Genomic DNA, 20,258 nt, shown 5'->3' on the forward strand with positions numbered 1-20,258 from the left:
CACAAAGACACAAAGGAAGACTTTTTCTTTTGTTTGCAGCGCGTAGCGCTGGCAACTCCAAAAAACCTTTGTGCCTTTGTGGTTCAAGGCTTAATCTACCTTTTGCGACAGCCTCAGAGCGTGGGAACGAAGTGTACTCAGCACTGTACTTTCTGATAGCTGGCGTTTTCTGTAAATTATGGAAAAGCTGCATTTTCAAAACAAAAGGTGATAACGTAGTTTTTCCTTCCCGCCAACGCACGGAGGCTAAAATGTCGCAAACTACACAGGAAAAGCGTCGATTTCCCAGGAAATCACTAAAAAAAACCACTGAAGTTCTCGATAACGACACAGGTCTGTCCATTGGCATTCTTGAAGATGTCTCAAAGGGAGGCTTCAGTATTCTGACAGAGCAGGGAGTACGTCCTTCAGAAACCAGAAATGTAACCCTGGTACTCCCGGGTCCACAGTCTGGTTCACAAGAGAGCACCTACCGGGTATCACTGACAGCAGAATGCGTCTGGTGCCAAACCATCAGTGATCGAGCCGATTTTGCTGCTGGCTTTGTTTTACGGACCATTGAAGATCAGGATGAAGTCGCTCTGAATTACTATATTCGGGACTATCGCGTAGCAGGTGAGCCTCAGGAAGCTTAATAAAGCCTTTCCTGAGACACCCGCAGTTAGTAAACAATCATAAACAACCATTAATCTGCAATAGGGAGACTGAGAGTTTCCTTAAGTTCTTCCATCACAATATAACTCTTCGACTCCCGAACACCCGGCAACTTCAAGAGAATATCCCCTAAAAGCTCCCGATAAGAGGCCATCTCTGAAATCCGGGCCTTGACCAGATAATCAAAATGGCCTGAGACCAAATGACACTCCAACACGTTAGGCAGCTTGATCACCGCCTTACGAAAGTCATCGAATATATCAGCCGACTTGGTATACAGGCTGATTTCAACAAAAACGAGAAGCCCCGCCTGAAGATACTTCGGGTTCAAGCGCGCAGAATAGCCCTGAATAATACCCTCCCTTTCCAGACGTTTGACTCTCTCCATACAGGGCGTGGTACTCAACCCAACCTTATCTGCCAATTCTACATACGATATACGCCCCTGATCCTGTAAGGTACGGAGGATATTTCGATCTATTCGATCCAACTGGCGGACAACTTCTTTTCGGCTTCTCATGATTTCAGTCGTTTTCTGACAATACTCGTTCAAACTCTAATAAAAGAGGAACACGATGGCATAAGGGATTAGTGAGGCTTGTATTCATCTTTTTTAAGACAGCCCTGATAAGACAACCGTTCTTCTAATGGTCAATGGGCAAATCACCTCCGGCTGAGGGAGGTTAGGATACGAATGATGAATCTGCAAGTGAGCATTACTAATACCTTCTATCAGGGTTTGTCGCAAAACCATTTTCAATGCATTCAAATTTGTGGACAATGCGCGGGCTTTTCACTTCCCTGAGGGTTTAAAGGCTCACTTGACTTATTGGCCGCAGGCGCTTTATCGCCACAAGCGATCCCGTGTTTCTGACGATAAACTTATGTCCTCTGAGCCTGATAAAGCACAATCACCGGGTTCTACCCTGACCTTTTATATTCCGAGTATTCCGGGCTGGAGAAAATTTTAGATGACTACAGCATCTGTCTCCCCGACACATTCCCCAACGCCGTCGACACCTCAGCCAAAGGGGCACGCTGGCAATGAGATTCTGGTCAGAATTGATCAGGTCACGAAAAAGTTTGATGACATCATCGCGGTTGATAATGTCAGTCTGAACATCAGAAAGGGTGAGATTTTTGCACTGCTGGGTGGCTCGGGGTCTGGAAAGTCTACCCTGCTGAGAATGCTGGCAGGCTTTGAAACACCGTCTGAAGGCAACATTTATCTGGATGGCCAGAACATTACGCACCTGCCTCCGTATCTGCGCCCCATCAACATGATGTTTCAGTCCTACGCGCTCTTTCCTCACATGACCGTGGAGCAAAACGTTGCTTTCGGGTTAAAGCAGGATCGCTTGGCGAAGGATCTTATCGTCGAACGCGTTCAGGTGATGCTTAAGCTGGTGCATATGGAAAAGTATGCCCATCGTAAACCACATCAACTCTCTGGTGGCCAGCGCCAGCGTGTTGCCCTGGCGAGAAGTCTGGCAAAACGCCCTAAACTGCTGCTCCTTGACGAGCCCATGGGCGCACTGGATAAAAAACTCCGCAGTCGTATGCAGCTTGAGGTGGTGGATATCATCGAAGAGGTAGGCGTAACCTGCATTATGGTAACCCATGATCAGGAAGAAGCCATGACCATGGCTGAGCGGATTGGCATCATGGACGCCGGCTGGATTATCCAGGTGGGCAGCCCCATCGACATCTATGAAAACCCCAACAGTCGTATGACCGCTGAATTCATTGGCTCCGTCAATATGTTCGAAGGGGAGATCATTGAAGAAGAAGCGGGTTACGTCATTATTCAATCACCGCAGATCCACCAGCCCATCTACATTGGCCACGGTATTACCGCGCCACTGGAAGATCGCAAGGTCTGGATTGCGGTACGCCCGGAAAAAACCATGGTGACCCGCGAACAGCCAGAAGGTAACTACAACTGGAGTCACGGAGAGGTTCATGACATCGCCTATCTCGGTGGCCATTCGGTTTATTATATACGACTCCCGTCAGGCATGATGGTGCAGTCCAATATGGCTAACGTTATCCGGACCGCCGACAACCCCACCTGGGGCGATAAAGTGTTTATCAGCTGGGATGATGACAGTGGTGTCGTCCTGAATAGCTAACCTTATTCAATAGATTGGCATAAAGGGCAACCTGAAAAAGCAGGCGCTGCTCAGCTGAAGACTTTCTATTCCGTAAACACACCGGCCAAGCGCTTTTTTTCAGCTAATTTCAGCTTGATTTCAGCCGCGTAACACTGATATTTGTGGAACCCAACCATGTTCAACTTGTTAGCAAAAGGTCTCGACCAATTGGGGCCAGAGAGGGTAAACGCCTTAAGGGCGCAATGGGGGCGCCGCCTCGTTCTTGGCGTCCCCTACCTCTGGTTGCTGCTGTTCTTTCTTGTCCCGTTCCTGATCGTGCTCAAGATCAGCTTTGCATCGGCAGAAATTGCCATTCCACCCTATTCGGCCATCGTTGAGTATTTCGATGAGATCCTGACGCTCAATCTGAACCTGGGCAATTATCTGTTCCTCGCAGAAGATGACATGTACCTGCAGGCTTACCTGATCTCCATCAGGCTGGCGCTGATTTCTACCTTCTTCTGTCTGCTGCTGGGCTACCCAATGGCCTATGCCATGGCGCGCGCGCCCGGAAGAAAACAAAGTTTCCTGCTCATGCTGGTACTCCTGCCATCATGGACTTCTTTCCTGATCCGTATTTATGCCTGGATGGGAATACTGAAAAATAATGGGCTATTGAACAACCTGCTGATAGGGTGCGGGATTATTGATCAGCCCCTGCAAATTCTAAATACAAACATTGCCGTGTATATCGGTATCGTTTACGCCTATCTGCCATTTATGGTGCTGCCCATCTACGCCAACCTGACCCAGCTGGATAACTCACTGCTGGAAGCAGCCAATGACCTGGGGTGTCGCCCCTGGAAAACCTTTTACCGAGTCACCCTGCCATTGTCTAAAAGCGGAATTATCGCCGGCTGTATGCTGGTCTTTATCCCGGCGGTGGGTGAATACGTTATTCCCGAGCTGTTGGGTGGGCCTCAGAGCCTGATGATTGGTAAGGTGCTCTGGCAGGAGTTCTTCAACAACCGTGACTGGCCGCTCGCAGGCTCTCTGGCCATGATCATGCTGTTGATGCTCTGCCTGCCCATTGCCTTCTTTAATCGTCAACAGGTGAAGCAGATGGAGGCTAGCCGGTCATGACGCTCTTAACAGAAAGAACAACCGAACGTACGTCGTCTTTTGGACGTATAAAAAAACCGGGCTTCTCTGCGGTCATGTTGGTAATTGGGCTGATATTTCTCTATCTGCCCATGTTCATCCTTGTCTTCTACTCCTTTAACGCTTCCCGGCTGGTGACTGTCTGGGCAGGCTTTTCCACCAAATGGTATGTGGAACTGTTTCAGGATGATCAACTGATGAGAGCGGTCTGGACAAGTTTGAGAATTGCTTTCTATAACGCCTCTATGGCGGTGATTCTAGGTACCTTATCCGCCCTTGCCCTGGATCGCTTTGGCAAATTCCGGGGCAGAACCGCCTTTAACAGCATGCTGACTGCACCTCTGGTCATGCCGGATGTCATCACCGGTCTGTCGCTGTTGCTGCTGTTTGTTACCATGGCCGATCTGGTTGGCTGGCCCATGGAACGCGGTATGCTGACGATCTGGATTGCCCACGTCACCTTCTCAACGGCTTATGTAGCGGTTGTGATTGGCGCGCGGTTGAGAGAGGTTGACCGCTCCATTGAAGAGGCCGCCATGGACCTGGGTGCTACGCCATTCAGTACTTTCTTCCTGATCACCATTCCCACCATTGCCCCATCTCTGGCGGCTGGATGGCTGCTGGCGTTTACCCTGTCGCTGGATGACCTGGTGATTGCCAGCTTTGTCTCCGGCCCGGGTTCAACGACTCTGCCCATGGTTGTGTTCTCTTCGGTTCGGCTGGGGATCTCACCAAAAATCAATGCCATGGCGACACTGATGATTCTGGTGGTCTCTCTGGCAGCCCTGCTTGGCTGGTGGTTTATGCGCCGGTCTGAAAGAGAGCGGAGAGCCAGTCTGGAGAGATTCGGGTGACGTAGGTTGGGTCGAGCGAATGCGAGCCCCAACAAACTATCCGCATCATCGGTAAAATTGTTGGGGCTCACTCCGTTCGACCCAACCTACCGGTCAAACCCATTGAAACCATATACCAGTGCAGGAAAGCGTTAGAACCCAAACCGACACATTGTCGTCATCCCCGCGCAAGAGGCTGTCGCAAAACCCTCCGGAAGCCTCGTTCCCATGCTCTGCGTGAGAATGCATACGGATCTGGCCGTATGTGGGGAACCCTCTCTTTGTCTGGATTTCCGAGAGTTTCATGCGGGTTGTTTCATTTTCGACGGGGTCGGTATGCATTCCCACGCAGAGCGTGGGAACGAGTTCTGAAAAAATCAGACGGTCAATTGCGACCAATGTTGGGGCGCGCTCCGCCTGACCCAACCTACGTAGCTAAAAAAAACCGGATCTGTTGATCCGATTTCACTTATCTCTCGATTCAGGAAAACCAAAAACATCCTGGCTCTTTACCCGCCCTGAATTAATCTGATCAGCTTTTTTGTATCGAGCTTATCTTCGAGATTGTGTGTAGCTGCCAAACCAATTATTTCATTCAATGCCCTACTGGCATAACCCTGGTCAGGATAACCATGAGCTCCTTCACCACCTGAATCAGCCGTTTTCAGATGAAAATTGAATGTAATACCCAGCTGGCCCAGCGTAAGTGATTTATCAATTTTGTAAATTAACTTCTCTTTATGAAGAACCTTCAGAAGGCGAAGAAGCTCTTTCCCAATGTCGTTATTTGGCAAATAGTGATCATGAGCTTTAGTGGTAATAATCAGCTGCTGTCCATCACTTAAGCTACGGGGTGTAGTTGCCGCAATATGCACAACGATACGACCTGCTCCCGGATACCCGGGCAAATCCCGGCTTTCGGTTCTTATCTGCAAATCGTGGTATTTAATCGCCGCATACTCTTCATCAAGCTTTGCAACCTTAGCCAGATCAACCCCCTTATCCTGATATTCTGCTGCACAGCCAGAGCAAACCTGAACGCCTTTAACCAGTTGAGAGCTTTTTTCCGGACTTGATTCACCACAAATACCACAGTCAATACCTTTTCCGCCCTTGTTAAAAGCTGCAGTGGTGCTTTTATCCGGGTCAGAGACTTGATGAATGCCAACTGCAGATGCTTTATATTCAGAAGACGCAGATAGTCGTTTTGGAGTCGTACCGATTCCTGCTGTATAACCGGTCCCTAAAACGCCGGATGAATAGAGTGCAGACGGCTTCGATGTTCCAGATGACAGATTTACCGGTTGATTTTTGTGCAGCTCTTCAAACTCTTTAATAAAGTCATCATAAACTTTTTTATCGCCGCCTGACCCACCATCCCAACCTGCAATAACTAATTGCGGAATCTTTGAAAGTGACTTAATTCGCAGGGAATGATAAGCAGCATGAAGTGCCTTGGCCATAGCAGTGCCATTACCGCCAAAAATGGCGCAGCCGATAAAGCAGGAAACAACTTTATGTCCACCATTTATTTGGGCATGACACAACAGGGAAACAAAAGCTTCCCTGAAAGTTGTATCGTATGTTTCCTGCTCAGTTTTTGATGGAACCCTATTACTTCTTTTTCCCGGAAAAATCGGTGCAACCACATTATGTATATTTTCACAGCCAGCTAAATCAGCCGGAGACTGCAATCTGGATTTTTTGATATTTGTTGTCAGACACCCTCCGGGACTAATCGGATTACCTTTTCGAGACGCGTCCTGTAGAGCATTACCCGTTACTTGTTTAAAACCGCTAAACCTCTTCGAAAACTCCCCGGCTATACCGCCAGAATGATCCATTTGATCGTTCGCAGCATTAACCAGATCGAACTTTTCCCCGGTTTTCGAAAGCGCCTTTGCGACACCGAACATTCCGCTATCCGGATGCATGACCACATTAAGCATGCCCTGTATCAGCGTTTTTTTATGAGTACAGTCTTTCATACCGCCGGTAGCAGCCGAAGTAGCAAATGCTTGAGAATCTAAACGACGACTGGCAAGCATGTCGGTCTCATTGCTAACCGCAATTTCTTTAGAATGGGCTTTCTTGAGTCTCTGTCCTGGTTGAGAAATGTCTTTCTCGATATTCCTTGCTGCTGCATTCTCTAAATCAGTCCATTTTTTTAAAAAATCATCATGGACTATTTGATCCACGCCTGTCTGCATACCGACCAGGGTTAGATTCGGCAAACCTACTTTCGATGTTTTGAGAAACTCAAAACGAGCAGCATACACTGCCGTTGCAAGATCATGCCCCGTCCCTCCGGCATTACCGCAGCCAAGAAAGCAGCAGATCAATGAATGATTTCCATTTTTATTCGCTTCTGTAAAGATGTTAATAAAGGTATTTTTAAGGGTTTCCTGATAATTCGGCTCGCTGGTCAGGGGAACATAAACATTGTGAATATTTTTACAATTGCTTAAATCTGAAGCAGAAAGTTTCTTATCTGCTGCAGAGCATTTATAGGTAAAGCACGCTCCGGGAAATGATGGAGCATTAGCCTTATCCCTGGATACTCTAACATATTGGTCACCCGCTATTTCTGCTACGGCCTTTGCGATCCCGCTCCCCAGCGTCATACCCGGATCAACAGAAGTCACCAAAGCATATGGCTGCTGATTATTACGCTTTGCATACCCCGGCATTCCATCTTTATCCAACAGCAGCGCCACCGCTCCGTGCGTTTTTTCTACTAAAGGTTTTGCAGTCGTTGAAGATGCTCCAGTAGTTCGAGGTGCAGCTACATGGCCTGATAAATGCCCGGAATATGGAGTATAAGCAGCTGGACTACCTGTATACGGTGTACTTGAATAACCTCCTGTAGCACCGGATGCCTGTGCCGGACCTCGTGGTGGATACACAGAAGTGCCAGCATAACCAGCCGGTGTTTGTGGTGTCGAATAAGGGGAGGTGCCAGACTGAGGTAATTGCGGATAAAGGGAGTTGTAACCTACACCAGAATAACCAGATGCTCCAGCTCCTGTATAACCAGCTCCTGTATAAAAGGGTGTGACATCCTTATATTTAACAACTTGCTTCACTGTCCTTACCAACCCAGAAAGAGAAGGATGATTATTTAGAGCTAATAACAATCGGTCATGCTCGTTTTCAGAAACGGTACGTCCGAAAACAAATGTATTATTTGTATTGATACCACAAGAATTGAAATTGACAGAACCCAATCTACTTACATGATCGGCAAATTTTTTAATGGCAGAGTTCGTAACATTATCCATTTTAGATTCCCTGAATTAATTTTATTTAGGTAAAATTCTGAATTCTAACTAAAAAAGAAGCCATCCCAGTTTTTTGACAAATAACTGGCGATATAGTTCCCCCTTTACAAAACAGGTAGTTATTACCAATCCTTAGAACAACCACCTAATAAATAAACCATGCAAGAAAGATCATAAAACAGAAGTAGTCATTAATGACTAACAACTCTGTTAGGTTTAACTAACAAAATCTGGCCGAAATAAAAACAAAAGAAGGCTTCAAAGATAACTCCTAACTGATAATAGTTAATTTATTAAAAAATCAATCTATAGATAACTCATGTTACGCACTCTCAGCTTAACGTTGTCATATTTACCCACTGCCCGTAGGTTGGGTCAAGCGAATGCGCGCCCCAACATCTCCATCAGCCAGGGCATACCTGAGACTGTTAAAAATATTGTCCAGAACAAAACAGTGATGAGTAAGGAACGGGCGATGGCATAAAGTTATCCTGCCTCTGTAATGGAAACCGTACGTCCATGAAAAAATCAGGCGGTCAATGGCGACAAATGTTGGGGCGCGCTCCGCTTGACCCAACCTACATAGCGCGGCGAGCAGGGTGCGTAACCTCAGTAGATAATTCTGAATTCGAGCTTAATTAAGGGGTTTCATTAAAAACTCAAATCAGGCACCCGCCCCATCCGAATTAACCAAATCAGGCATATAAGCGCCCTCATACTGAACAGGAACACGATTCAAATTACATAGCAGCTGATAAGGAATAGTGTCCGCTTTCTGTGCCACTTCAGAAATGGCCAGATCCGGCCCCCACAGAATCGCACGGTCACCTATTTGCACATTGGGTACATCGGTAAGGTCCACCGTCAGCATATCCATTGAGACCCTGCCCACCAGTGGCACTCGACAGCCATTGATACTGACCGGCGTACCACTGACCGCATGACGGGGATAACCATCCGCATAACCGATGGCAACAACACCCAGTCGGGTTGGCCTCCCGGCCATCCATTGACTGCCATAACCGACGGAGCTTCCAACGGGAATATCTTTGATGCTGATAATCGCTGAACTCAGCTCCATCACTGGCTGAATCTTCGATTCAATACCATGAGGAGCCTCAGTAAATGGGGATACGCCATAAAGCAATAATCCCGGGCGACTCCAGTCCCCCCGGGCTTCTTTCAAAGCAACCAGTCCGGCAGAATTACAAAAGCTGCGTTCACCGGGCAAATCCCGGGTGTAAGCATTAAAAGTCACCAGTTGCTGCTGTGCATGGTTGCTTTCAGCTTCATCCGCACAGGCAAAATGACTCATCAGAACAATGTCCTTAACACAGGACAAACCACTGAGTTGCTCCCAGGCTGCCCTATAGGCATCTGGAGAAAAGCCAACCCGGCCCATACCGGAATCCATTTTCAGCCATATCCGTACCGGATGGCTCAGGGGGTGGGCAACTAATGCATCAATCTGATGTTGGTGGTGGATAACCGTATCCAGACGATACCGGTCGATCATGGCAAGCTCTGAAGGTTCAAAGAAACCTTCCAGCAGAAGGATTGGCTGTTTGATTCCGGCAGCACGGAGCTCCAGGGCTTCCTCAATACAGGCAACGGCAAAACCACTGGCAATATAGGCAAGCGCGGAGGCGCAGGCCGTTGCACCATGGCTATAGGCATCAGCCTTAACCACAGCCATCACCTGTCCATTGCCAGACAGTTGCCGGGCAATACGATAGTTATGACGCAGCGCATCAAGGTTTATCTTTGCTTTTGCTGGTCGACCCATGCCTTTCGAGATTCCCCGGATAATGCCAGTTAAAAACGACATCCTAACAGTTAATAACTATCCGCTCTTTATGTGTTTATCGAAATCATTATATTGAATAAACAGCCTTGAGTGGAAATGCTGCTCCTCCGAGCCATAAAAACAACTTCAGAATATAGCCATTGGGGAACTAAATTGATCAACTTCCAGTCCAATATTAAGCAATAAGAAAAGGTTAATCAGATAATGGACAGCACTCCTCCACCAGCTCCCAATCCTCAAAACAACCAATCTGAACAAGCAGGTGGCGGGGGTCATATTTTCCGCAGAGCCTTTGGCAGAGATCTGACTAATATTATTGATCAGCACCGCCCCCCTGCCCGGCAAAACCAAACCTGCCCGACACAACGAACGGGTGGGGTCATCAACGTTGATCTTCACTTGGCAGCAGCGCGAGTGATCAATGCCAGGCAAATCGCTCTAGCCCGGGGGGGCAGGGAGGGGATTATCGGGGAGGAGACCAGGGCAGGGATCAGGGAGTTTCTTCTGGAGCAACGGCGCGTCATGGAGAGGCTCGAAGAGGACGTATAGGAGAACATCCAGACCCCGGGAGGCGTTCGAACGAAGCACAAACACAACAAACCCGGATACCCATTAAACGATGACTGCCACTCGCTCAACAGGGCAGTCGCCAGCCAAAGAAACCACACATTTGAGATTAACTTTACTCAGCAGCAGTTCTGGAATCTCTGGTTCTCTGAAACCGGTCTTCCAGGGAAGACAGAATGTTTTTAGCCAGACGGCCAATACCCGGCTTCTGGTCATCTGCAAACGGGATTGGACGACACAATGCCATACCCCTGAGCCCAATGCGGGCAGAATAAATACCGACACCCACACCACTGGCCACCTGGCTGCTGACCACACCCAGCAATCGGTTAGAGGTGAAGTCTGCCAGCTGATCTGACAGCAACTCGGTAGCACCGGCCAGTGTCATCTGCTCCAGAATCAGTCTTAATAAATGGCTGCGCGCAGGCAGAGAAGGCCGGACCCCATAGATCTGGCAGATCTCATCCAGCATCCGAACGCTGCGCCAGGCTGCCAGCAGCATATCTACGGCCGCAAAAGGGCTGAGAGCCACCATTAAAGCCACTTGCTGACTGTGTTGTGAAATACGGGTATGTGCCTGCTGATCAAGCTTCTGAAAGAAATGCGCATCCAGATGGGACAGCATTTCACGGTCATCACTGTAATCCGGCATCACCGCCAGCGCCTGCTCCAGCATTACTTGCTGAGGCTTTCCATGGTAGAGCTTGTTAAGCTGGCTGAGCCACTGAGTTTTCAGCGTAGTGGCTCTCTGATCCCGACACTGAGTTGCCTGCTCCTGCAGGTCAGCAATACTGCTAAAGTCACGCTGATACAGAAAGAATTCAGCCACTGCCTTGCCGACAATAACGGTCAACACCAGCAAAAGCGCAGAAAACAACCAGGCTAACGACCAGTGCAGCTGATAGAGAAAAAGACCCAGCTCAGCAGTTTTCCAAAGCACCAGCACCAGTACCAGAATCAAAAGCCCGGAAAAAGCTTTGCCCAGAAAACGAAGGGGTTTGGTGGCCAGCTCCGGCCCTGTCAGCAGCGGCTCCTGAAAACCACCACTGATCGAATCCGGTGTATCCAGAGTCTTCTCTGTTTCCAGGGGAATAAAATAAGGGTCATGATGCTTGCTCATGAAAATCGGTCTCCCAGCAGATCATTGAGGATACTATCAAGACGAATGTGGGGTAAGCGACCACCAGCAGCCAGCTGCAACCCTTCTGGCGGCATCAGCCGACGCAATTGCCACGGGTCCAGGGTCTCCCAGTCCTCAGGCGTTGGAAGCTGCTCCGGAATTGCCGGGTGCAGAAGCATTCCCGGCCCGGACTCTGTCATCCCCCGCAACGCCTGCCTTCCCTGGTAATCGACCCAGGTCGTAGAACGAACCGCCGCAACCGCTTCACAGCGAACATCAACGGCGTTAAATACCGCCCGGCGCCTTGCATCCTGAACCAGATTCGCCGTCAGCCCCCTCACCGCTTCATGCTGGTCTGGCAACACCTGATCAATTTTACTGGCGGCAAAAACCACCCGGTCAATCCTTGGCTGAATCAACCTTCTCAGCAGACTGTTTCGTCCATAATCAAAACTTTGCAGAACCTGGGCTAAAGAGAGGCGAAGATCATCAAATGCTTCCTGGCCACTATTAAGGGACTTAAGCACATCAATCAGCACCAGCTGTCGATCAACCTTCTGAAAGGTATTTCGATAAAAGGGTTTGACCCGCTCATCCTGATAGCGCTGATAATGTCGCTCACACACTTTAAACAACGAATTTTCCGGTGCGCTGTTCAGCTGCTCTGCGGAAAGATTGCCCATCAACCAGAGCGGGATAAAAGGCAGCTGGCTCTCAGCCCCGGAAGGTTCTGCATGAAGCCATCGTCCCGGTTGAATCATGGTCAGACCAGAGCGCTGACAATCCTGAAGAAAAACCACCAGCTCCTGCCACAATGCCTGTAAGGCAAGCTCTGAAACGGGCTTCACTGGATCAATAGCTTTCAGCTTTTCAAGCAATTTCCGCCCTGTGGATAAACGCAGATCATTGTTGATAATCGAGTAAAATTGACGACACCAGGCCAGGTAGTTCAACTCCAGCAGGGGAAGATCCAGCAGCCATTCCCCGGGATAATCGCGGATTTCCAGAAAAAGACGACTAACGCCTGCTTTCCCCCGGCGTAACAAGCCAGGCTGATTACGAAATTTGATTTCCAGCAAACAGCCGGACTCGTGACGGGTCGCTTCTGGCCACCGTCCTCTTGATAACGAATCAATCCCTTCCAGATAAGGAAACAGTGGCAGACCATCCAGTGCCGACAACTTTACCCCCAGCAACCGATCCTGAAGCACTGGCGGAAATGCGCCCAGAAGCGCCTCAGGATAGTGTTGCAACTGATGAATCAGACTGGTAATCAGCGTGGTCTTACCACTGCCGCTGAAGCCGGTAACCCCAAGGCTAATTCGTCTATTCAGAAGCCGGTCAACGCCACTCTCTAGTGAATCGCCTGCTGACCTGGCAAAACCCTGGACTTGGTCCCTGGTAATGTTAAACGATCGTTTCAAGTATCGGGTAAGATGATCCATCAGGTAGCCCATAAAGCCAGTGACCGGATTAAAGAAGCGCCGGGCTTAAGCCGTGACTCTAAAAATCCTTTAGCGACTGAAGTCAGGCTGATTTTACAACATTTCTGGCCTGTTTGGAGGTTTTGTAATTGCCGGTGGCTATGCCTATACCTTCGTCAGGTTACTCTGTGGAAAGTTCATTTCCGCAAATGGTCGCTGAATCGCAATCATGTATAAAGACGCCCGTTTTTCGGGTATCAACAATTCAAAAATATTTTATGGCTGACTTATACTCCCTCCATGCTCAGGACATTTAGTGCGGGAAATAACGTCAAGGATTGTTTAAATTTACATCCAGATCGAAAAAAAGGAAAACCAATGATCTGCAGAGCCTGCTCTTTCTTGCTTTTAAACATCTCGCTTTCTCTATCAACACACCCCCTTTTTAATTGAACGCTTGTGTAATCCCCTTGCCTTTTCATGGTATGCATGTATTTTAATGCAGTCGCGGGAAGTCTCAAAAGAAGCAATATGCCCCCTTAAAGACCAGGCACCGTGATGCTTACTGAACATCTCACAGAGTTTTTCGCTGGCTACCACAAGAGAGTCTCTCTCAGCCTTCAAATTGGGAGTAAAACCACGATTATCAACGAGGTCAAAAGTCAAATGGGTCAAACGCACCTGAAGATAGTGCAGAGCTAGCTCGTAACTGTACCTGTTGTGCCCATGATACTCCTCCAATTCAGCAAACTGTCCCAAGGTGAGTTTCTCACTTTTTGAGAAGGCTTCTGCAGCATTAAGCCTAAACAGCATAAATTTAAAATAATGCTCGTTCGGGAAGCGCGTCAAGGCAGATTCTGCAGATTTGCGGGCTGAACGGTAGTTGCATTGGATAAAATCGAAATCGACTTTTGCACATTTGTAATTAATAAGTGGTTCGCTGGAGGCATCAGATTCCTCCTTGCTGATGCCCTCTAACACATCAAGAACCTCTTTGGCTGCTTCATATTCCATGTTTTTTGTTAGCCAACAGCAGTAATCCTTTAATACCTTGGAAAAAACAGTATTTTTATCACACGGCTTTGTTTGATTGTTCAAAAAACGCTTCATTACAGGAAGATGTGCTTTTATTGTGGCTAATACGTTGCCTCCCTGGCCATCATTCCAATATGAATAGGCTTCATAATAAAAACTCATCACATAGGAAAAGTTTTCTTCTTTACCACCTTTAATTAAATCTCTAAGTTTTTCACACTCTAGAAGCCGCCAACCTGCCCATGGGTTCTGGAGAAATAGAAAGCTCAAACAGTACAATAACGCCTTAAAGTGCCTGGGGCATTGTCGGCACAACCATATCGTGACATATAAGAAAATCTAGCTAAAACCATTGCTAGAGAAGGGCTTGAGTCGTTTCCCCTACAATAACATACAACAGGGTTTGACATAATTTACAGTCATGTCCTGACAAATAGTTGCAAAAACAACGATCTCTCGACAATTCCTTTCACCGAGAGAATCAGCCACCTGCACGGTAGGTCTGTTGTAATGCCTTGTCCAAGACCAACGCACATTTTCTCAACTGCTGGCACAGCAGATTTTAGGTCAATCCTGTGGTTTTATGCCACGATTTGGTTGTTTCAACAGGCATGGTGGCTACCTGTGAATACAGCCGACATGCTGGAGCTACGGGTGATGCGAGCAAACGACGAATGGGAGGATTATTTACCGGCTCAAAAAATCGGATAATCAAGTTACGGCACGCTTTCAATTACACCCCTGGCCGTAATTCATGTTCACGATTTGCCAGAAAACGTGTTTACGATTAGCCAGAATATGCAGGGACAGATTTTAATTCACTGGCGACCTCGTTGATTGCTGACTCAATCTCCTTCAACTGATCATCGCTCATCTTGTCAATTAGACTTTGTACAGCACGATTCGGGATAAGGTCATCTTTAGTGAGTTTCTGATTTGTGAAAGGGCATTTATTAGACGTTGTTAATAATACTTTCTTGATAGTTTCTTCATCAAATGTATGCCCATATTTTGTACAAACAGCTTTTTTTATAAGATTGAAACTGATTGGGTCAGTAATTAATGCCATAACATATAAACTGAACTCCATAAATTCTTTGGGCAATTTAAACATAAGAACCTCAGCCAGTTGCGCTTTCTTTTTCTCGGCCAGAGCGGCCAATTCAGAATTCATAGTGCTAACTTTTGTGTCATGCAGTTCTTGCTTCAGTTTAATTTTATCTGTCATTTCCTTTAGTTCATTTAGTTTTATTCCAAAAAGATCATCACTTTGAAGCTTGCTCAGTATTTCTTCTGCATCATTCATATATTGTTCTATTTCCTTCTGTGCATGTACGGATTTGCAGAACAGAATGCTTAAAAAATCCTTGACTGGAATTTTAGTGCGAAAGTAGTCGTACAGGCAAGTTATACTTCTTTTACTACGATCCTTTAATTCTCCAGATGTTATTGCTTCAGTTGTCATAAATGATTTCAAGGAGAAAACAGTTTTTTTTACCGATGTCATATTACTTATAACCCCTTTATTTTTTAGAACTTCCAGATGCACTTTATATTCATTTATTCCTCGCATACCTTTAATTAGATTGCTCAGCTTTTCTGGTGAAATTTCAAACCTGCACAAAAAAGCAATAAAGCTGTTGTCATTATGAAAATCAATACTTCTTGTATCTTTAATCGCTTGAGTAAAATAGTTTAAAAATCTCTCTTGTATACTAAAAGTTTTATCGCCAAAATTCATTACCGAGCATATAGACCAAATCAAATCTACACTTTCTTTTTTGAAATACCCCATCAACTTTTCATTCTTATTCTTGTGGTTTTCATCGAATGTAAAGTTACTTTGTAAAGGCATCCCACTCAACCGAAATTTTTTGTTGGAAACTCTTTCATTACTGAAATAAAGAGTAAGATCAAAAATCATATCTTTACCCATTCTTTCCAGACAATCCCATTCTCTAGATTCATCCCAGTCTATAAATTGTTTCAAGGCTTGTGCTAAGTCAGCCCCATTCTTCATATATTTAGAAATAGACATGCCAATAGTACCCTTGCTGGCTCCTCCGTTATAGCGTTCTCCATAGAAATCAAGCATCCTTTTGATGTCTTCATGATGAGTCCAAGACGACTGGCTCAAGACAACCCATTTTCTAAACATTTCTTTTATTAAAAACTTAACATTGGAAATATTCTTACTTACTACATCGGTTACATCGCTTCTTTCAACAAAAAGCATGACTCCATCTTTATCTCTCAACACATTACTATCATCTTCGATCATCTTTTTAAGCTCGTTCAAGCTTGATTCAAACCGATTGAGATAATCTTCATTTATTTCTTTAAGGGACTGGATAAATTTTTCGACCATGTGTGAATCTTCCAGATTATCTGTTTGTATCTGAATTTTTCTTTTTATAACAGCCGAGTCATTGATTGATTGATGCCCGGAGGGCAAATACTGATTGCACGTTTGGCAAATACGTATTTTCATGCATTGTGAATGGCCGGGAGTTCTATTCCCCCGGCAAGCGGGGCCATAATTAATTGGAATTTTAATTGGAATTCCATTCATTTGATTGTTCCTGGTAAGTAGGTGACCCTTTGCTACTATTGACATTTTTCAGATCAAGAAGTTCATATCAAATTTACTGTATTTTCAGGATCAGAAGGAATTCTTAAAGAGTATCTTTTGGCTCTTAGTCTCTGTTCATGTTCAGGGCTTTCCCGGTTTGCTTCCAAAACTTCACCAAAGATTTTGTCCGCATCACCCTGTCTTAAACACTGGCTGTATGTCTCCCACAAAAGAGTAATGCTTTTACTGAAATCAGGAGGAACAACTCTGGAAGGAAATTTACATCTATGAGTCTTAATATCATTAATTAATTGCTCAAGCAGCTTATACTATCTTCAAAACGACAATTCCTTTTTAAAATAACAGATTTTTTACGAACAGCGTCAAAATAGAAGCCAAGCGGAAAGCAGTTTTGACCTATATTGGAGCTATCCCTTTCAATGATATAATCCAGATATTTAAGCGCTTCGGTTGTATTACCTTGTTCATTTAATTCAACGGCATGCTTTATTGCACATTTTGAACGCCAATTTTTCTGAAAAGCGATGGGATTTATACTTGATTTGTATAAATTGGCCCGAATGTAATCACCTTGATTTTCTAACCAGTGGACGTAACGGACAGCATCTGCCATGTGGCTGAATTTTTCCTTCCATTTTGGCTGAGATTTTGTGCGTTGTGCTGTTTGAGATCCCGGGACATAGGGTTTCCTGCAAGCCGCTCTATCATTTCCAGTCGTCCCGGGAGGTTGATGTTGATTTTCAGCACTTGGCAAATGAGAAGAAAATGAAGGTCGAAGAGGAGGGGCTTTCACGGCTGGAGTGTCAGTGTCGCACTGTAACGCTAGAGCCGTATCTCTGGCTGCCAAAGGTGAGCCTTCTGATCGTTTACACGATGATCGTATCCTCTCAATGGAGTAACAAAGGGTGTAACAGGCGTTAATATTTCGGCTTTTTTCATTAACCCGGAACTATGACCTGAAGGTCTGTCTCGACGTTCTCCTGAGTGTTCTGATCTTTGCTGCCGGACAACAACCACCGCAGCGTAGCTGAGCTTTGGGATAAAGCCTGAAGAAACCGTCATATTATTTACTCTATTTGCTTATCCTTTTCCATCCCTTGGATCCAAAATAAAAGCTCAGTGAGCTTCCAGAAGTATTTACGATAAAAACTTGGAGACTTGGAGACTTGGAGACTGAATAAAGCTCCCGAACCATTAAGGCATCATCTAAGGTGCCACTTTTCTGAAGATGCAAGATAACCATTGGTATAGACCGTGATGTCTATTTGCAGGGTGCGCCCTTTAATGGCCAAATGACGCACCACCTCATTCAAAACACCACCGGGGCTGTACTCGACGTTCTCTTCCTGTTTATCTTTCGTAAGTCGGGTAATTCGTTTGCGACCTTCTCCGCGCAAATAACGATCAACAGGCTGAGTGGTTACTTCATCCACGGACTGAATGGAAGGCAGAGGATTGATAATCGGTATTGCAGGCAAAATGGCTATGGGTGGTACTGGTTTAACTGGCTTATCTTCTTCTGGTTTGTCTGGTTTCGGCTTTCTGACAAAATAGCGCTGCAGGAAAATCAGTTCATTAGCCCCTATGCGCATAATTTCTATATCGCCATCTGGGCCGCGGCTATCCATTCGCAGAAAACCATCGACCTGATAAAGACTGAATTTTTCTGAATAGCGAGTCTTTCTTTCAGGATTATAAATCTCGGAACGAAACGTCATATCTCTTCGGTAGTCACCTTCTGCTTCCATTGAGATATTGGTTTCTCTTTTCATCTGGCGGGCATTCTGCTCACTGCCGACACAGGTCACCCGATTTGCAGAACCCTGCCATCGGCGGTCAACCTTCTTCAGAAAAGACTGGAGCGTTCTTTGTTCGGACGCAGAGAGGGTCTCTGCTTTTTTATAATCAAAAATACTTTCCCCTGCCGCCACGGAAGGCGATGGCTCATAACAGGTAATAGCAAGAGTCGGTAAGGGAATCATCAGCAAGCAAGCAAAAGCAGTCATCAGAAACGGCGACACACAGCCTTTACCATAAAAGAACTTGCTCACAAATACTCCCCCAAATAGCCAGAAGACAGCTCTCATACAAAGGGTTTTCACCCAGGCCATGAGCGTCATATGTCTCAGCTGGTATTTTCATAATAAGAACGACTTGCGAACTGTACTTTCCAGCCCACTTTCGGGCAAGCATGAATAAAGAGACAGTGGTCCCATAGAGGGAAAAGAATGTCAACTGGCTGTTTTTAGTACGTATTGTTCACCATGCATATTATAGGTACAGTCGGTCAACATTTTTCATGCCAACTTTATATGCTGAGATATTTTATGGGCTTCCTGCGTAAATCTACCCTTGCTGCGGCTGTTCTGACTGCTGGTTTTTCTGCTTCTGCCAGTGCTGATTATCAATATGGTTTTGGTAATGTCAGCATCAGTCGTCTGGACTGGACTGACAAAACCGAAGATCACACTAAAAACCGTAAGAAAGATTTCACTTTCCTTGAAATTGAAGGCGGTGCCGGTTTTGACTGGGGTGAGGTTTACGGATTCTTTGATCTGGAAAACCCACACAAGAGTAATGAAGAGTCCGATGGCGATGGTCGTCGTACAGCCATGAAAGGCACCCTGCGCTACAATCTGGGCCAGACTGGCTTTAATATCTACGGTCATATCTATGACTTTAGTTCCGCAGGTTTTGATGAGCAGAATCGTCTTCTGGGTGTTGGCTTTAACTACCAGAATGCCAACTTCTTCTGGAAGCCTTTTGTTGCGGCTAACAACACCGAAACAACATTCTTCAGTGGTTATAACGGTTTGGTTGCGGGCTGGGTATTAGGTTACAACTTCAACTTGTTGGAGCAAAACTTCATGTTCACTAACTGGCACGAATATGAATTTGATCGTGACACTCAATACCAGGAAGGCAAGAAAGACGGCCAAAATGGCGCAGTCGCCCTGTGGTGGAACGCCAATAAAAAAATCACACTGGGTATCCAGTATCGCTATGCTGACGACAAACTGGGTGAGTCTACCTATCAGGATGGTATGGTTTACACCCTGAAGTACAATCTCTAATAGTTTTATCGGCCTCTCCATGAGGCCAATGTATCCTCGTTCCCACGGAACTGCCGTCTTTCCCGCGCAGGCGGGAATCCATCGCGAGCAGTGGATCCCCGCCTGCGCGGGGATGACGGCTGGGGGTTTTAACTGGGGTTTGTTAAGGTCGTAGTACATGGTTTCATTGCAATTGACAGGTGACGCAGGTTGGGTCGAGCGAATGCGAGCCCCAACAAACTATCGCCATCACCGGTAAAATTGTTGGGGCTCACTCCGTTCGACCCAACCTACCTGTCAAACCCATTGAAACCATGCAGTAGTCCGCAAAAGCACAAGAAACCCGTCTTTTTCTAACTACGGGATACAGGCAACGTTTGTTGAAATAAGGAAGTTATTCCGGAACACACCTTTATAGTGGCAACGCTGTCGTGTACTTCATCTGTTCCATGGCAAAGATGGAGGTAACATCTGTCAGTCCATCCACAGCATTAACCAGCGCCTTATAAAACCGGTCAAAGGATTCTATATCCTTCACCACAACCCGAAGCAAGTAGTCATACTCACCACTCATCCGGTAGCACTCAGCTATTTCCGGGTAGCCACTCACCACATCCCCAAAGGATTCCAGCCACTC

17 protein-coding genes are annotated in these 20,258 nt (G+C 46.3%); 6 read left to right on the plus strand and 11 right to left on the minus strand.

Annotated elements, in window-relative coordinates:
* The first annotated feature begins 251 nt into the window (after window positions 1–251).
* Window positions 252–635 (plus strand): PilZ domain-containing protein, encoded by a 384-nt coding sequence (locus RM811_RS09505; protein WP_402523342.1) that lies wholly within the window; start codon window positions 252–254, stop codon window positions 633–635.
* Between the two features lie 50 nt (window positions 636–685).
* Here the strand turns inward: RM811_RS09505 and RM811_RS09510 are convergent, their stop codons facing one another.
* The gene (locus RM811_RS09510) at window positions 686–1,174 is read right to left on the minus strand and encodes a winged helix-turn-helix transcriptional regulator (protein WP_402523345.1); all 489 of its coding nucleotides are present in this window, start codon (window positions 1,172–1,174) and stop codon (window positions 686–688) included.
* 451 nt (window positions 1,175–1,625) lie between these two features.
* Between RM811_RS09510 and potA the strand changes: the two genes are divergently transcribed.
* The 3 genes from potA (at window position 1,626) to RM811_RS09525 (ending at window position 4,762) form a co-directional block, all read left to right on the plus strand.
* The gene (gene potA / locus RM811_RS09515) at window positions 1,626–2,786 is read left to right on the plus strand and encodes a polyamine ABC transporter ATP-binding protein (RefSeq protein WP_402523347.1); all 1,161 of its coding nucleotides are present in this window, start codon (window positions 1,626–1,628) and stop codon (window positions 2,784–2,786) included.
* A 156-nt stretch (window positions 2,787–2,942) separates the two neighbouring features.
* On the plus strand, window positions 2,943–3,890 hold the full coding sequence (locus RM811_RS09520) for an ABC transporter permease subunit (RefSeq protein WP_402523350.1): 948 nt from the start codon (window positions 2,943–2,945) through the stop codon (window positions 3,888–3,890).
* Between the two features lie 74 nt (window positions 3,891–3,964).
* Entirely contained in the window at window positions 3,965–4,762 is a 798-nt protein-coding gene (locus RM811_RS09525) for an ABC transporter permease subunit (RefSeq protein ID WP_402523379.1), read from the plus strand.
* 488 nt (window positions 4,763–5,250) lie between these two features.
* Here the strand turns inward: RM811_RS09525 and RM811_RS09530 are convergent, their stop codons facing one another.
* Window positions 5,251–8,022 (minus strand): macro domain-containing protein, encoded by a 2,772-nt coding sequence (locus RM811_RS09530; RefSeq protein WP_402523353.1) that lies wholly within the window; start codon window positions 8,020–8,022, stop codon window positions 5,251–5,253.
* Window positions 8,023–8,686: 664 nt separating this feature from the next.
* Window positions 8,687–9,808 carry an alanine racemase gene (gene alr / locus RM811_RS09535; RefSeq protein WP_402523356.1) on the minus strand — a complete coding sequence of 374 codons (1,122 nt, stop codon included), beginning with the start codon at window positions 9,806–9,808 and terminating at the stop codon, window positions 8,687–8,689.
* Between the two features lie 225 nt (window positions 9,809–10,033).
* On the opposite strand from alr, the gene RM811_RS09540 reads away from it, so the two are divergent.
* Window positions 10,034–10,378: a hypothetical protein gene (locus tag RM811_RS09540; RefSeq protein ID WP_402523359.1), complete on the plus strand. Its 345-nt coding sequence runs from the start codon at window positions 10,034–10,036 to the stop codon at window positions 10,376–10,378.
* A 133-nt stretch (window positions 10,379–10,511) separates the two neighbouring features.
* Here RM811_RS09540 and RM811_RS09545 read toward each other — a convergent pair whose 3' ends face one another.
* From RM811_RS09545 to RM811_RS09575, 7 genes are all read right to left on the minus strand, one after another.
* Window positions 10,512–11,516 (minus strand): TIGR01620 family protein, encoded by a 1,005-nt coding sequence (locus RM811_RS09545; RefSeq protein ID WP_402523360.1) that lies wholly within the window; start codon window positions 11,514–11,516, stop codon window positions 10,512–10,514.
* Window positions 11,513–12,973, minus strand: a complete 1,461-nt coding sequence (locus RM811_RS09550; protein WP_402523362.1) for a YcjX family protein — start codon at window positions 12,971–12,973, stop codon at window positions 11,513–11,515. Before RM811_RS09550 ends, RM811_RS09545 begins: the two co-directional genes overlap by 4 nt.
* Before the next feature lie 396 nt (window positions 12,974–13,369).
* Window positions 13,370–14,245 (minus strand): hypothetical protein, encoded by an 876-nt coding sequence (locus tag RM811_RS09555; protein ID WP_402523364.1) that lies wholly within the window; start codon window positions 14,243–14,245, stop codon window positions 13,370–13,372.
* 517 nt (window positions 14,246–14,762) lie between these two features.
* A complete protein-coding gene (locus RM811_RS09560; protein WP_402523366.1) occupies window positions 14,763–16,547 on the minus strand; it encodes a U-box domain-containing protein in 1,785 nt (594 codons plus the stop codon).
* Window positions 16,548–16,854: 307 nt separating this feature from the next.
* A complete protein-coding gene (locus RM811_RS09565; RefSeq protein WP_402523368.1) occupies window positions 16,855–17,415 on the minus strand; it encodes a hypothetical protein in 561 nt (186 codons plus the stop codon).
* Entirely contained in the window at window positions 17,391–17,630 is a 240-nt protein-coding gene (locus RM811_RS09570; protein WP_402523371.1) for a hypothetical protein, read from the minus strand. Before RM811_RS09570 ends, RM811_RS09565 begins: the two co-directional genes overlap by 25 nt.
* 140 nt (window positions 17,631–17,770) lie before the next feature.
* On the minus strand, window positions 17,771–18,619 hold the full coding sequence (locus RM811_RS09575; RefSeq protein WP_402523373.1) for a hypothetical protein: 849 nt from the start codon (window positions 18,617–18,619) through the stop codon (window positions 17,771–17,773).
* Window positions 18,620–18,880: 261 nt separating this feature from the next.
* Here RM811_RS09575 and RM811_RS09580 point away from each other — a divergent pair, with 261 nt between their 5' ends.
* Window positions 18,881–19,642: an outer membrane protein OmpK gene (locus RM811_RS09580; RefSeq protein WP_402523375.1), complete on the plus strand. Its 762-nt coding sequence runs from the start codon at window positions 18,881–18,883 to the stop codon at window positions 19,640–19,642.
* Between the two features lie 391 nt (window positions 19,643–20,033).
* Here RM811_RS09580 and RM811_RS09585 read toward each other — a convergent pair.
* The coding region (locus RM811_RS09585; protein WP_402523377.1) for an Lrp/AsnC ligand binding domain-containing protein at window positions 20,034–20,258 on the minus strand (225 nt) is incomplete at its 5' end.

Origin of the sequence: Endozoicomonas sp., assembly GCF_031844845.1 — a bacterium.
In the GTDB taxonomy this organism is placed as follows: Bacteria; Pseudomonadota; Gammaproteobacteria; order Pseudomonadales; family Endozoicomonadaceae; genus Endozoicomonas.

What these genes read in the sequence shown, in the direction of transcription:
- RM811_RS09580 (WP_402523375.1), top strand. Translation starts at nt 18,881, where the DNA reads ATGCTGAGATATTTTATGGGCTTCCTGCGTAAATCTACCCTTGCTGCG.
- RM811_RS09530 (WP_402523353.1), bottom strand. Translation starts at nt 8,022, where the DNA reads ATGGATAATGTTACGAACTCTGCCATTAAAAAATTTGCCGATCATGTA.
- alr (WP_402523356.1), bottom strand. Translation starts at nt 9,808, where the DNA reads ATGGGTCGACCAGCAAAAGCAAAGATAAACCTTGATGCGCTGCGTCAT.
- RM811_RS09525 (WP_402523379.1), top strand. Translation starts at nt 3,965, where the DNA reads ATGTTGGTAATTGGGCTGATATTTCTCTATCTGCCCATGTTCATCCTT.
- RM811_RS09505 (WP_402523342.1), top strand. Translation starts at nt 252, where the DNA reads ATGTCGCAAACTACACAGGAAAAGCGTCGATTTCCCAGGAAATCACTA.
- RM811_RS09560 (WP_402523366.1), bottom strand. Translation starts at nt 16,547, where the DNA reads ATGAATGGAATTCCAATTAAAATTCCAATTAATTATGGCCCCGCTTGC.
- RM811_RS09520 (WP_402523350.1), top strand. Translation starts at nt 2,943, where the DNA reads ATGTTCAACTTGTTAGCAAAAGGTCTCGACCAATTGGGGCCAGAGAGG.
- RM811_RS09540 (WP_402523359.1), top strand. Translation starts at nt 10,034, where the DNA reads ATGGACAGCACTCCTCCACCAGCTCCCAATCCTCAAAACAACCAATCT.
- potA (WP_402523347.1), top strand. Translation starts at nt 1,626, where the DNA reads ATGACTACAGCATCTGTCTCCCCGACACATTCCCCAACGCCGTCGACA.
- RM811_RS09510 (WP_402523345.1), bottom strand. Translation starts at nt 1,174, where the DNA reads ATGAGAAGCCGAAAAGAAGTTGTCCGCCAGTTGGATCGAATAGATCGA.
- RM811_RS09570 (WP_402523371.1), bottom strand. Translation starts at nt 17,630, where the DNA reads ATGACGGTTTCTTCAGGCTTTATCCCAAAGCTCAGCTACGCTGCGGTG.
- RM811_RS09545 (WP_402523360.1), bottom strand. Translation starts at nt 11,516, where the DNA reads ATGAGCAAGCATCATGACCCTTATTTTATTCCCCTGGAAACAGAGAAG.
- RM811_RS09550 (WP_402523362.1), bottom strand. Translation starts at nt 12,973, where the DNA reads ATGGGCTACCTGATGGATCATCTTACCCGATACTTGAAACGATCGTTT.